Annotated in this window: 12 protein-coding genes; 11 read left to right on the top strand and 1 reads right to left on the bottom strand. The window is 47.6% G+C overall.

Features of this window, described 5'->3' with window-relative positions; translation table 11 throughout:
• Positions 1-28: 28 nt before the first annotated feature.
• The 9 genes from nifS (at position 29) to gpmI (ending at position 9,843) form a co-directional block, all read left to right on the top strand.
• Entirely contained in the window at positions 29-1,225 is a 1,197-nt protein-coding gene (nifS, locus tag GKG43_RS18880) for a cysteine desulfurase NifS (RefSeq protein WP_055154922.1), read from the top strand.
• A gap of 168 nt (positions 1,226-1,393) precedes the next feature.
• On the top strand, positions 1,394-1,837 hold the full coding sequence (gene nifU, locus GKG43_RS18885; RefSeq protein WP_050642540.1) for a Fe-S cluster assembly scaffold protein NifU: 444 nt from the start codon (positions 1,394-1,396) through the stop codon (positions 1,835-1,837).
• The gene (gene mnmA / locus GKG43_RS18890; RefSeq protein WP_050642539.1) at positions 1,837-2,907 is read left to right on the top strand and encodes a tRNA 2-thiouridine(34) synthase MnmA; all 1,071 of its coding nucleotides are present in this window, start codon (positions 1,837-1,839) and stop codon (positions 2,905-2,907) included. Before nifU ends, mnmA begins: the two co-directional genes overlap by 1 nt.
• The gene (locus GKG43_RS18895) at positions 2,904-3,722 is read left to right on the top strand and encodes a histidinol-phosphatase HisJ family protein (protein WP_055154923.1); all 819 of its coding nucleotides are present in this window, start codon (positions 2,904-2,906) and stop codon (positions 3,720-3,722) included. Before mnmA ends, GKG43_RS18895 begins: the two co-directional genes overlap by 4 nt.
• Positions 3,723-3,873: 151 nt before the next feature.
• Positions 3,874-4,887: a type I glyceraldehyde-3-phosphate dehydrogenase gene (gene gap / locus GKG43_RS18900; RefSeq protein ID WP_025657727.1), complete on the top strand. Its 1,014-nt coding sequence runs from the start codon at positions 3,874-3,876 to the stop codon at positions 4,885-4,887.
• 160 nt (positions 4,888-5,047) lie between these two features.
• A complete protein-coding gene (locus GKG43_RS18905) occupies positions 5,048-6,241 on the top strand; it encodes a phosphoglycerate kinase (protein WP_050642537.1) in 1,194 nt (397 codons plus the stop codon).
• 122 nt (positions 6,242-6,363) lie between these two features.
• Positions 6,364-7,113 (top strand): triose-phosphate isomerase, encoded by a 750-nt coding sequence (tpiA, locus tag GKG43_RS18910; protein WP_050642536.1) that lies wholly within the window; start codon positions 6,364-6,366, stop codon positions 7,111-7,113.
• 294 nt (positions 7,114-7,407) lie between these two features.
• Positions 7,408-8,229, top strand: coding sequence for an alpha/beta hydrolase (locus tag GKG43_RS18915; protein ID WP_055154924.1), 822 nt, complete (start codon positions 7,408-7,410; stop codon positions 8,227-8,229).
• Between the two features lie 75 nt (positions 8,230-8,304).
• Positions 8,305-9,843: a 2,3-bisphosphoglycerate-independent phosphoglycerate mutase gene (gene gpmI / locus GKG43_RS18920; RefSeq protein ID WP_055154925.1), complete on the top strand. Its 1,539-nt coding sequence runs from the start codon at positions 8,305-8,307 to the stop codon at positions 9,841-9,843.
• A 244-nt stretch (positions 9,844-10,087) separates the two neighbouring features.
• Here the strand turns inward: gpmI and GKG43_RS18925 are convergent, their stop codons facing one another.
• The gene (locus GKG43_RS18925) at positions 10,088-11,272 is read right to left on the bottom strand and encodes a winged helix DNA-binding domain-containing protein (RefSeq protein ID WP_129879664.1); all 1,185 of its coding nucleotides are present in this window, start codon (positions 11,270-11,272) and stop codon (positions 10,088-10,090) included.
• 318 nt (positions 11,273-11,590) lie between these two features.
• On the opposite strand from GKG43_RS18925, the gene greA reads away from it, so the two are divergent.
• Together greA and GKG43_RS18935 are read left to right on the top strand one after the other, a co-directional pair.
• Entirely contained in the window at positions 11,591-12,094 is a 504-nt protein-coding gene (gene greA / locus GKG43_RS18930; RefSeq protein ID WP_050642531.1) for a transcription elongation factor GreA, read from the top strand.
• A gap of 44 nt (positions 12,095-12,138) precedes the next feature.
• Entirely contained in the window at positions 12,139-12,786 is a 648-nt protein-coding gene (locus GKG43_RS18935) for an HAD family hydrolase (RefSeq protein WP_050642807.1), read from the top strand.
• Positions 12,787-13,091 lie beyond the last annotated feature (305 nt).

A 13,091-nucleotide genomic window follows, 5' to 3' on the forward strand; every position in this document is an offset into this window, starting at 1 on the left:
CTGATACTTATAAGGAGGATGTATAAGAATGAATAAACTGATTTATTTGGATAATGCTGCAACCACAAAGACAGCACCAGAGGTAGTGGAGGCGATGCTTCCTTATTTTACGGAATATTACGGCAACCCGTCCAGCGTTTATGGATTTGCAGCTGCCAATAAGGATGTGATTACAAGACAGAGAGAGATCATCGCAGAGGCGATCGGTGCAAAAGGGAACGAGATCTATTTTACCGCAGGCGGTTCGGAAGCGGATAACTGGGCGCTGAAAGCATCTGCGGAGGCTTATGCAGGAAAGGGCAGACATATTATTACAACGAAGATTGAACACCACGCTATACTCCACACGGCGGATTTCTTGAAGAAAAACGGATTTGACGTGACATACCTGGATGTAGACGAGGACGGTACCGTGAAGTTGGATGAGCTGAAAGCGGCCATTCGACCGGATACCATATTGATATCTGTGATGTTTGCGAACAATGAGATCGGTACAATTCAGCCCATACGCGAGATTGGTGAGATTGCACATGAGCACGGGATCCTGTTCCATACGGATGCGGTGCAGGCTTTCTGCCAGGTGCCGATTGACGTGGATGCCTGTCATATTGATATGCTCAGTGCCAGCGCCCATAAGCTGAACGGGCCGAAGGGCATTGGCTTCTTATATATTAGAAAAGGCGTGAAGATCCGCTCCTTTATTCACGGCGGCGCGCAGGAGAGAAAGCGCCGTGCGGGCACGGAAAATGTGCCGGGCATTGTCGGTTTTGGCAAGGCGGTGGAGCGTGCGGCAGGTTCGCTCAAAGAACGCACTGCAATAGAAACCGAGCTCAGAGACTATTTGATCGGAAGGATTGAAAAGGAGATACCTTACTGCAGGCTGAACGGCCACAGACAAAACAGGCTTCCGAATAATGTGAATTTTAGTTTTCGGTTTGTGGAAGGGGAATCTCTTTTGATCAAACTGGATATGAACGGGATCTGTGCATCCAGCGGTTCAGCCTGCACCTCAGGTTCTCTGGATCCGTCCCATGTGCTGCTTGCCATCGGGCTTCCCCATGAGATTGCACATGGCTCCCTGCGCATGACGCTGAGTGAGGAGACGACAAAAGAAGAGCTGGATTTTGTAGTAGAAAAGCTGAAAACTATCGTAGGGGAATTGCGAAATATGTCACCATTATATGAGGATTTTATAAAAAAACAAACGAGTACAGCACAGCACTAATCATTCAGCAATAAGCACCTGCTCTCTATGCCATAGCTGCACCTGTTTTCGCTGGACGTAGGAATTACTGCGCCGTCGCGAAAGCAGGCACAACTATGACGCAGATATCAGGCACTTATTACTGAAAGATGAATGCACTGCGGTACCGGATAATAGGAGGAAGAATATATGTATTCAGAAAAGGTAATGGATCACTTTGAACATCCAAGAAATGTAGGGGAAATAGAAGGTGCAAGCGGAGTCGGCACCGTGGGAAATGCAAAATGCGGGGACATCATGCGGATTTATCTGGATATTGATGAAAACCAGATTATCCGTGACGTCAAGTTTAAGACTTTTGGCTGCGGTGCAGCGGTTGCGACAAGCAGTATGGCAACAGAACTGGTGAAGGGGAAGAATATCCAGGAGGCAATGCAGATTACGAACAAGGCGGTTATGGAAGCCCTGGACGGACTGCCGCCGGTGAAGGTGCACTGCTCCCTGCTGGCAGAGGAGGCAATCCATGCCGCGCTCTGGGATTATGCCGAGAAGAATGATATTAAGATAGAAGGGCTGGAAAAGCCAAAGTCAGATATCCATGAGGGTGAGGAAGAAGAGGAAGAGGAGTATTAATGAGCAAAGTAGTAGTCGGAATGTCCGGGGGAGTTGACTCCTCGGTAGCGGCCTATCTTCTGAAGGAACAGGGATACGACGTCATCGGAGTGACGATGCAGATCTGGCAGGATGAGGAGCGGGCTGTTCAGGAAGAAAACGGCGGATGCTGCGGCCTGAGCGCCGTGGACGATGCCAGGAGGGTGGCTGCGGATCTGGGGATTCCATATTATGTGATGAATTTTAAGCAGGAATTCAAAGAGCATGTGATTGATTATTTTGTGGATGAATACCGTAACGGCAGGACACCCAACCCCTGTATCGCCTGTAATCGGTACGTGAAGTGGGAGGCTTTGCTACACAGGAGCCTGGCGATCGGGGCGGAGTACATTGCTACCGGCCATTATGCCAGGATAGTGAAACTGGACAATGGACGTTTTACACTGATGCGTTCCGCGACTCTTGCAAAGGATCAGACCTATGCGCTTTATAATCTGACCCAGGAACAGCTGAAACACACGCTGATGCCAGTGGGAGAATACACAAAGGATGAGGTGCGCCGGATTGCCGAAAAAATCGGCCTTATGGTTGCAAACAAGCCGGACAGCCAGGATATCTGTTTTGTTCCTGACGGTGATTATGCATCTTATATAGAAGAAACAGCAGGAATCAGGATGCCGGAGGGGAATTTTGTGAGCAGTGACGGCCGTGTGCTGGGACGGCACAAAGGCATTACCCACTATACGGTTGGACAACGAAAAGGTCTGGGGCTTGCCCTGGGATATCCCGCCTTTGTGCTGGAGATCCGCCCAAAGACCAATGAAGTGGTGATCGGTACAAACGAAGAGTCCCTGACCCATACGCTTCGGGCAGGAACGCTGAACTTTATGTCTGTAGAAGATTTGACGGAACCTTTACGAGTTTTTACAAAAATACGCTATAACCATAAGGGGGCATGGTGTATAATAGAGAAAACGGGAGACGATGAGGTGCTCTGCACTTTCGAGGAGCCGCAGCGGGCGGTGACTCCCGGACAGGCTGTCGTATTTTACGACGGCGAATACGTACTCGGCGGAGGGACCATTTTATGATAACCAGTGATTTTCACATGCATACTAACTTTTCGATTGACAGCGACATTTCTCCCAGGGACATGATAGAGGGCGCCCTGGCAAAGGGATTGACGACAATCTGTATAACGGACCATAACGACAAAGACTATCCGGTTCACGAGGATATTGGAATGGAGGGGTCCCTTTTCGAATTAGACAGATATTTTCAGGAACTGGGCTCGCTCAGGGAAGAATATGCGGACAGGATTGATGTGCGCATCGGGATTGAAATTGGGCTGCAGCCTCATCTGGGAGAATACTATAAAGAATTAGTCAGTCAATATCCCTTCGATTTTGTGATCGGTTCTGTCCATGTGGTAAACGGGGAAGATCCGTATTATCAGAAAATGTTTGAAACACGGACGGATGAAGACGCATACAGAGAGACATTTGAGGTAACACTGGAAGATATAGAGTCCGTGCAGGACTTTGATGTGCTGGGACATATTGATTATGTTGTGCGCTATGGAAAAAAACAGGCGCAGGAATACAGTTACCGGAAGTATGCGGATATTCTGGACGAGATCCTGAAAAAAGTGATTTCCATGGGGAAGGGGATCGAGATGAATATGGCCGGATTCAAGTACGGTCTCGGCTTCTGCCATCCGCATCCGGATGTGATCAGGCGGTACAGGGAGCTCGGCGGAGAGGTGATCACAATCGGCGCCGACGGGCACCGGCCGGAACACATTGCCTACGATTTTCAGAAGGCAGGGGACATCCTGAAGGGCTGCGGCTTTAAATACTACACAGAATTTAAGTCCAGAACGCCGATTTTTCAACAACTTCCATAAAAATATATTTAGCACTTGAATTTTTGTTCTTGATTTAGTACAATAAACCGTAGTTGATGAATCTTTAACAAACTTGAGGTTTGCTGAAGGTTTCACAATATAATGACTGTGTAACAGTTAACAACTTTCAAAACTTTAGGAGGAATTAATCATGGCAGTAAAAGTAGCGATTAATGGATTTGGACGTATTGGACGTCTCGCATTCAGACAGATGTTCGGAACAGAAGGGTATGAAGTAGTTGCAATCAACGACTTAACATCTCCGAAAATGTTGGCTCACTTATTAAAATATGACTCAACACAGGGAAAATATGCACTTGCTGACAAAGTAACAGCTGGTGAGGACTCCATCACAGTAGACGGAAAAGAAATCAAAATCTATGCTAAAGCTAACGCTGAAGAACTTCCATGGGGAGAGATTGGTGTAGACGTAGTTCTGGAGTGTACAGGCTTCTATACATCAAAAGCAAAAGCAGAGGCTCACATCAAAGCAGGCGCTAAGAAAGTAGTCATCTCTGCTCCGGCTGGAAATGACCTTCCTACAATCGTATATAATGTTAACCACGAGGAGCTGACAAAAGAGGACAACATCATCTCAGCAGCTTCCTGTACAACAAACTGTCTGGCACCGATGGCAAAAGCACTGAACGATCTTGCTGAGATCAAGACAGGTATCATGTGCACAATCCATGCTTACACAGGCGACCAGATGACACTTGACGGACCTCAGAGAAAAGGCGATCTGAGAAGATCACGTGCAGCTGCAGTGAATATCGTTCCTAACAGCACAGGCGCAGCTAAGGCAATCGGCCTTGTTATCCCGGCACTGAACGGCAAGCTGATCGGAGCTGCTCAGCGTGTTCCTACCCCGACAGGATCCACAACAATCCTGACAGCAGTAGTTGAAGGAACAGTAACAGTAGATCAGATCAACGAAGCTATGAAAGCTGCTTCCAACGAGTCTTTCGGATACAACACAGATGAGATCGTATCCAGCGACATCGTAGGAATGAACTATGGTTCTTTATTTGATGCTACTCAGACAATGGTACTGCCTCTGGACAACGGAACAACACAGGTACAGGTTGTATCCTGGTATGACAATGAGAATTCTTACACAAGCCAGATGGTAAGAACAATCAAATACTTTGGAACATTACTGTAAGTCGGTATTTCGGAAAATATAATCGGCAGATTAATTTCTAAAAAATAGACTCACAAAGGGTCCGGTCTTATATAGGGCCGGATCCTTTTTTTCATGAATTATAGGGGATAGTGTGACTGCTCTATCCCTAGAAGGTAATTATTAAACAGGAGGCAATAAGATGCTCAACAAAAAATCAGTAGACGATATTAATGTTAAGGGTAAAAAAGTTCTTGTAAGATGCGATTTTAATGTACCATTGATTGACGGAAAGATCACAGACGAGAACCGTCTTGTGGCTGCACTGCCGACGATTAAAAAGCTGGTGGCAGACGGCGGTAAAGTGATCCTTTGTTCCCACCTGGGCAAGCCGAAGGGACAGCCTCTTCCGGAATTATCACTTGCACCGGTCGCTGTCAGATTATCCGAACTGCTCGGACAGGAAGTAAAATTCGCAGCAGATCCTGAGGTTGTAGGACCAAATGCAAAGGCAGCAGTAGAGGCAATGAATGACGGAGACATCGTCCTTCTCGAGAATACCCGCTACAGAGCAGAAGAGACAAAGAACGGCGAAGCTTTCAGCAAAGATCTGGCATCTCTTTGCGATGTTTTTGTAAACGATGCATTCGGAACAGCACATAGGGCACACTGTTCAAACGTTGGTGTTACACAGTTTGTAGAGACCGCAGTAGTAGGATACTTAATGCAGAAAGAAATAGATTTCCTGGGCAATGCAGTAGAGAATCCGGCGAGACCTTTTGTTGCAATTCTTGGCGGCGCTAAGGTTTCCAGTAAGATTTCCGTTATCGAGAACCTTTTGGACAAGGTTGACACCCTGATCATCGGGGGCGGAATGTCTTACACATTCAGCAAGGCTCAGGGCGGAAGCGTCGGCAAATCTCTTCTGGAAGAAGATTACTGCCAGTACGCGCTGGATATGATCAAAAAAGCAGAGGAAAAGGGCGTGAAGCTTCTTCTGCCGGTTGACAATGTGATCGCAGATGATTTCTCCAATGATGCAAATACGAAAGTGGTAGGACGCGGAGAGATCCCGGATGGCTGGGAAGGACTGGATATCGGACCTGAGACTGCTAAATTATATGCAGACGAAGTGAAGAGTGCAAAGACTGTTGTCTGGAACGGACCAATGGGATGCTTCGAGATGCCGAACTTTGCGGCAGGAACAGAGGCAGTGGCAAAGGCGCTTTCAGAGACAGATGCAGTGACAATCATCGGCGGTGGTGATTCCGCAGCTGCAGTTAACCAGCTGGGATACGGCGACAAGATGACACACATCTCTACAGGCGGCGGAGCTTCCCTGGAATTCCTTGAAGGAAAAGAGCTTCCGGGCGTAGCGGCAGCAAACGACAAATAAAGGATCTATATTCCGGCAGGTTCGGAATTGACAATACCACGCAGGGCATCCATAACACATGTCCTGTGGGCCGGGCTGCGGCAAAGCAGCAGAACAAATGAACGATAAAAGGAGACCATATCATGTCAAGAAAGAAAATCATCGCAGGTAACTGGAAAATGAACAAGACTCCAAGTGAGGCAGTAGCTTTGGTTGAGGAGTTAAAACCATTAGTGGCAAACGAAGAGGTTGACGTAGTTTTCTGTGTGCCGGCTATTGATATCGTACCGGTTGTAGAGGCTTCTAAGGGAAGCAATATTCAGGTTGGCGCGGAGAATATGTATTTTGAGGAGAGCGGCGCTTACACAGGCGAGATCTCTCCGGCTATGCTTGTTGATGCAGGGGTAAGATACGTTGTTCTCGGACATTCCGAGAGAAGAGAATACTTCGGTGAGACAAACGAAGACGTTAACAAAAAAGTGCTGAAAGCATTTGAGCACGGTATCACACCTATCATGTGCTGCGGTGAGACACTGGAGCAGAGAGAACAGGGCGTGACCATGGATTTTATCCGCCAGCAGGTTAAGGTTGGGCTCCAGAATGTTACTGCTGACCAGGCTAAGACCGCAGTGATCGCTTACGAGCCGATCTGGGCAATTGGAACAGGAAAGACTGCTACAACAGAGCAGGCTCAGGAAGTATGTGCAGGAATCCGTGCATGCATCGCTGAAGTTTATGATCAGGCTACAGCAGAGGCAATCCGTATTCAGTACGGCGGATCTGTAAATGCTGCAACAGCTCCGGAATTATTTGCACAGGCTGATATCGACGGAGGACTTGTGGGCGGTGCATCTCTGAAAGCAGATTTCGGTAAGATTGTCAACTATAAATAATTCGCAAGTGCAGATATTTGGCTACTATTCACGGGGCCGTGTACCTTGCTACACGGCATCCGAGCCAATAAAGTGATGGGGCCTGGCATCTGGCTCCTCGCTGCAGGCGATTTTAAATGAGTCAGATGCCGTTACTATGCGCGGCCCATAGGCCGTGAATAGTAACGATAATTGCGGTACTGGCTGTCGTATGAGGACGGATACCGCAGGGAAGGGAATCGTGGGGAGCGCAGGGAAAGCTCGCCACGATTTTCTTGCGATAGGGGAGATCACGCACAAAGCAGGAGGCTGAATATGCAGTATGAAGTAATTCCGATCCGGGCGGACGGATCCGCTGAGGATACAAAGTTTTATGCATATATTTTAAAGAGCTCTATGGATTTTCAAGGGGATGTTTACCGTCCCATGGTGATTCTCTGTCCTGGCGGCGGATATGAGATGACCAGTGACAGAGAAGCTGAACCGATTGCCATGCGTCTTTTGAGTATGGGCTATCATGTGGGTATTCTGCGGTATTCCGTGGCGCCTGCGCGGTTTCCGACTGCGCTGCTGGAGCTGGCAGAGGTGATGAAGCTGCTGCACACAAACTGCGAAAAATGGCACGTAGATACGGACAAGATCTTTATACAGGGTTCGTCGGCAGGCGGACATCTGGCCGCCAGTCTGGGGGTATTCTGGAATCAGCCGTTTCTGTGTGAATTGTCGGGGACAACTCCGGAGATACTGAAACCATGTGGAATGATTCTGTGTTACCCGGTGATCACATCGGAAGAAGAATACGCCCATGAGGGCAGCTTCAGGAGCCTGCTGGGAAACCGGTATGAAGAACTGAAGGACAGGGTTTCCGTTGAGAAGCAGGTGACATCCGCTGCACCTCCATGTTTTATATGGCATACATTTACAGATGAGACCGTGCCGGTAGAAAATGCGCTACTCTTCGTTCAGGCGCTCAGGAAGGCAGGGGTGTCCACGGAATTTCATATGTATTCTGCCGGTGAGCACGGGCTTTCCCTGGGGGACCAAACGAGCGCAAGGGCGGATGGCAGCATGATCTGCGAACCGGTGCAGTCCTGGATCCATCTGCTTGAGACCTGGCTGAAGGGGATGACAGATTAGATTTGCAAAATCCGGAGAAACAAGGTACAATAGGTTCCGGAATACAGAAATTAGTTAACAATGAAGGAGAATAATATGAGCAAAAAACCAACGGTATTAATGATATTGGATGGATATGGATTAAATGACAATACGAACGGTAATGCGGTAGCAGAGGGCAGAACCCCTGTCATGGATAAACTGATGGCAGAGTGCCCCTTTGTGAAAGGAAATGCGAGCGGTCTGGCGGTAGGCCTTCCCGACGGCCAGATGGGAAATTCAGAAGTAGGACACCTCAACATGGGCGCAGGAAGAATTGTATATCAGGATCTGACGAAGATTACAAAAGCAATCCAGGACGGCGATTTTTTTGAAAACAAGGCGCTTCTTGCGGCTTGTGAGAATGTAAAAAAGAATGGCTCGGCCCTGCATATGTTCGGCCTTGTCTCAGACGGCGGCGTACACAGCCACAATGAGCATATCTACGGTCTGCTGGAGCTTGCTAAGAAACAGGGCATCGAAAAATTATATGTACACTGTTTCCTGGACGGCCGAGACACGCCTCCCGCATCCGGCAAGGACTATGTAGAACAGTTGGAAGCAAAGATGAAAGAGATCGGTATCGGGGAAGTTGCAAGCGTGATGGGACGCTACTATGCAATGGACAGAGACAACCGTTGGGACAGAGTGGAAAAGGCATATAAAGCCCTTGTAAACGGAGAGGGAGAGACTGCGGCATCGGGTCCGGAAGGAATCCAGGCATCTTATGATGCAGATAAAACAGACGAATTCGTCCTTCCGACGGTTGTCATGAAGGATGGTGCTCCGGTTGCAACGATCAAAGATAACGATTCCGTGATCTTCTTCAATTTCCGTCCTGACCGTGCAAGAGAAATCACAAGAACATTCTGTGATGACAACTTTGAGGGATTTGACAGAGGCCCGCGCATTAAGACGGTATTCGTTTGTTTCACTGACTACGATGTGACAATTGGAAATAAACTGGTAGCCTTTGGAAAGGATGAGATCACCAATACATTCGGGGAGTTCCTGGCTAAGAACCACATGACGCAGGCGCGTATTGCCGAGACCGAAAAATATGCACATGTTACCTTCTTCTTCAACGGCGGCGTTGAGGAACCAAACGAGGGGGAAGACAGAATCCTTGTAAAATCCCCGAAGGTTGCAACCTATGACCTGAAACCAGAGATGAGCGCTTATGAAGTATGTGATAAGCTGGTGGATGCAATCAAATCCGGCAAATACGATGTGATAATCATCAACTTTGCAAATCCTGACATGGTAGGACACACGGGAGTTGAAGCCGCTGCCGTGAAAGCGATTGAGGCAGTGGATGAATGTGTGGGTAAAGCGGTAGATGCCGTCAAAGAAGTCAATGGCCAGATGTTTATCTGCGCAGATCATGGGAATGCAGAACAGCTGATTGATCAGGAGACAGGCGAGCCGTTCACTGCGCACACGACGAATCCGGTGCCGTTCATATTAGTCAATGCAGACCCGGCATACAGCCTCAGAGAGGGCGGATGCCTGGCGGATATCGCACCAACACTTATCGAAATGATGGGGATGGAGCAGCCTCAGGAAATGACTGGGGAATCTTTGCTTGTAAGATAAGGACGCCTGCCGTGGAACCGGACGGGGACGCGTCGGAAAGGGGCAGCTGCAGGTCTTTGGAAGGGCATACATGTCATTTCAAAGGCCTGCGGCTGCCCCTTTCTGGCGCGTCCCCGCCCGGTTCCACGGCAGGCTGGCTCATCCGGCAGGATAGTTTAGGGCATTTTTGGCTGGGGGCTGGAGCGGGGGAGGCAGATGTTTTTGGATGGACAGGGATGGATTTTTGTTGGGGGAGGTTTTGGAATTAATCGTTATCGTCCAGGGATGTTAGTTTTAGCTGGCGAAAGTTGGCGTATTTTTCGGCTTCTTGCTGTAGGATGGTGCGGCAGGGGAGGGGGGACCATTGGGTTATTTTTATTTCCATGGCGCTGCCTTTTTTTCGGCTTGTCCAGATTCCTATGATTTCGCCGCGGTATACGATGACTCCGGGATTGGAGACATATTTCCATATGTTTTTGTGCAGGGATTTGTCCGGCAGGAGTATGGATCTGTCACGTTGATCAAGGAACGGATCGTGGGCTCCCAGGAGGAGCAGTTCTCTTTCGAGAGGAAGGGGATTGATAAGCTGTTCTTTATCTTCGGACAGAATAAATGCTTTTTTTTCTGCGATTTTGACCGGTTCTATTTCCTCTTTAACGGAATCCCACAGGCGTTTTCCCTGTGTTCTGGAGCAGCCCAGCCAGCTCACAAAGGAATCGAGCGTTGCGGGGCCATAACAGTGCAGGAACTTTCTCACCAATTTTTTTGCCGCATCGCCGTTGGACTGAAGTGTGTGTCCGGACCAGTTTTTGTAGGAAGTAAAAGAGGGGCTGATCCCGCTGCGTTTCCCAAATACAACCAGTCCGTGAAAGGAACAAGGCCTCAGCAGAAACGAAACGACAGCGCCGCCTACCGTCTGCTTGTCTGGATTCCCATACATAGAGGGATGGTTCCATAATTCCTGTTTACAGGCAGGCAGCAGGGGCAGCATCCATTCAGCCAGAGTCTGATCCAGCGAAGTCTTACTCACGATCACGCAGCCATCCAGTCCCGGTATGACGCGCAGCAGCAATCCGAGCAGTTCCTCAAAAGGAATCCCCAAATAATCAAGGGCCAGTCCAATCCCCTGGGTATAAATCCATGGTTCATCCTCCTGGGGAAGCAGTTCGGAAAGAAAAACATCACTTTCTGAAGCAGGAAAAATAAAAGGCGCCCCGCGAAAACTCCAGGCCTGCAGAAGCCGCCGTTTCATGTAAAGCAATTCCTCCAAATCCTCTAACCGGCATTCCGAAACACGATTAAAAAGCGAAGTTTCCCAGCTCCCCGGAGATGAATTCTGAATCCCACAGGCACCAGCCAGAGCCTCCGCATCCTCTATTCCATAAAAACAATCCAAATGATGCCCCCGCAGCCTAAAAATCCGAGCCTGTTCCACACAAATCTCAGTCATTCAAAATCATCTCCCTATCAAATACTTAAATTCATTATATCACATAACCAAGGGCCAATAACTATTCATACAGAAACAAATATAAGTCAATTACATCAATCCCCATTAATTAAGCAGCTGGAATAATGACCATTATTATTAAGATACAACGTGTGCTGCATTTATAACTACAAGCTAAGATAATAAACCAATCCACCCAACTAACTAAACGGCTGACGCCCCTTCGCACCAAAAAGTAAAATTTTTGTTTAACCCTCCTGTATTTTAGTGTATAATTATTTGGTATCTATTTAATTTTTGAAAGAGGATGAAATACCAATGTATGATAAATTAACCAAGAGTGACGTTAAGAAGATCCAGGAGGAGATTGAACACCGGAAGTTGGTCGTGCGCCGTGAGGCTATCGAAGCTGTGAAGGAAGCGCGGGCCCACGGGGATCTGAGTGAGAATTTTGAGTACCATGCTGCAAAGAAGGATAAAAATAAGAATGAGAGCCGTATCCGTTATCTGGAAAGAATGCTAAAGACTGCCGTGATTGTGGATGATACTTCCCGCGACGATGAAGTCGGTATTAATAATACGGTAGAGGTCTACTGTGAAGATGACGATGAGGTAGAAACGTACCGGCTGGTTACATCGGTGCGAGGCAGTTCGATAAACGGCCTGATTAGTATCGAATCTCCGATAGGGAAAGCAATACTGGGCCGCAGGGTGAACGATAGGGTATATGTGAAGGTGAATGAGGACTACGGGTATTATGTGGTGATACGCAGTATCCTTAATACACAGAACGACGAAGAGGATAAGATAAGAAGCTTCTAAAAAGGGTTAGAAATGCGGGTTTCCGCATAGTGGAGGACTGAATGATGGAGATTAAGACAGTTTTGTTTGACCTGGATGGTACTTTGACGGATTCCGGGCCGGGAATTATGGCAGGGGTACAGTACGCACTGAAAAAATATGGAATGGAAGTAGATGACCTTTCCAGGCTGCGCTGTTTTATCGGGCCTCCTCTTAAGGAACAATTTCGGGAATTTTGTGGGTTTTCCGAGGAGGAAGGAGCCCGGGCGGTGGAGTATTACCGGGAATATTACCGGGATAAGGGAATTTTTGAAAATGAAGTCTATGATGGCATACCGGAACTACTGCAGGAATTAAAGGCTGCTGGCCTGAAGGTTATAATGGCAACCTCGAAGCCTGAAACATTTGCGGTTACGATTGCAGAACATTTTGGAATCAGCAGGTATTTTGATTTTATCGGCGGCAGCCTTATGGATGGAAGTCGGACAAAAAAGTCGGAAGTCATTGAGTATGTTCTGGATGAAGCGGGAGTTTATGAACGGAGCACTGTGCTGATGATCGGAGATCGGGATTATGATATTCTGGGGGCAAAAGAGGCCGGCGTACATTCAATGGGAGTTTTATACGGCTACGGTTCACGGGAAGAACTAATGGCGGCGGGGGCGGACTTTATCGTGGAGGAGCCTCAGGATGCTCTTAGATATATCGTATAATGCCGTATATATTCCCAAATGAGCCATTGGAAATTCAAAAATACCAAGCATTGCATAAATAGAAGTAATTCATTATACTATAGTTATGATACTGATGTTTCATGATAGTTGATGAGGTGCCATATGGAATTTGTAAGAAAAATTGTTGATGCAAGTAGTCTAATGAAAATAGAATAATCTGTGTAATAAAGTCTGCCATTATGTAATGAAGGCAGACTTTATTGCTTGTTACTATTCACAGTCGATTAGGGCATGACAAATAGAGCGGGTGTCATTTCCGCTTGATTTTTCATATTTGAATCGAC

The sequence above is a fragment of the Eubacterium sp. BIOML-A2 genome (genome assembly GCF_009680135.1).
Lineage (GTDB): Bacteria > Bacillota > Clostridia > Lachnospirales > Lachnospiraceae > Faecalicatena > Faecalicatena contortus_B.

Excerpts from the sequence above, each read along its gene's own strand:
- mnmA (WP_050642539.1), top strand. The coding sequence starts at position 1,837 with ATGAGCAAAGTAGTAGTCGGAATGTCCGGGGGAGTTGACTCCTCGGTA.
- tpiA (WP_050642536.1), top strand. The coding sequence starts at position 6,364 with ATGTCAAGAAAGAAAATCATCGCAGGTAACTGGAAAATGAACAAGACT.
- GKG43_RS18915 (WP_055154924.1), top strand. The coding sequence starts at position 7,408 with ATGCAGTATGAAGTAATTCCGATCCGGGCGGACGGATCCGCTGAGGAT.
- GKG43_RS18925 (WP_129879664.1), bottom strand. The coding sequence starts at position 11,272 with ATGACTGAGATTTGTGTGGAACAGGCTCGGATTTTTAGGCTGCGGGGG.
- nifU (WP_050642540.1), top strand. The coding sequence starts at position 1,394 with ATGTATTCAGAAAAGGTAATGGATCACTTTGAACATCCAAGAAATGTA.
- gpmI (WP_055154925.1), top strand. The coding sequence starts at position 8,305 with ATGAGCAAAAAACCAACGGTATTAATGATATTGGATGGATATGGATTA.
- GKG43_RS18935 (WP_050642807.1), top strand. The coding sequence starts at position 12,139 with ATGGAGATTAAGACAGTTTTGTTTGACCTGGATGGTACTTTGACGGAT.
- nifS (WP_055154922.1), top strand. The coding sequence starts at position 29 with ATGAATAAACTGATTTATTTGGATAATGCTGCAACCACAAAGACAGCA.
- GKG43_RS18905 (WP_050642537.1), top strand. The coding sequence starts at position 5,048 with ATGCTCAACAAAAAATCAGTAGACGATATTAATGTTAAGGGTAAAAAA.
- greA (WP_050642531.1), top strand. The coding sequence starts at position 11,591 with ATGTATGATAAATTAACCAAGAGTGACGTTAAGAAGATCCAGGAGGAG.
- gap (WP_025657727.1), top strand. The coding sequence starts at position 3,874 with ATGGCAGTAAAAGTAGCGATTAATGGATTTGGACGTATTGGACGTCTC.
- GKG43_RS18895 (WP_055154923.1), top strand. The coding sequence starts at position 2,904 with ATGATAACCAGTGATTTTCACATGCATACTAACTTTTCGATTGACAGC.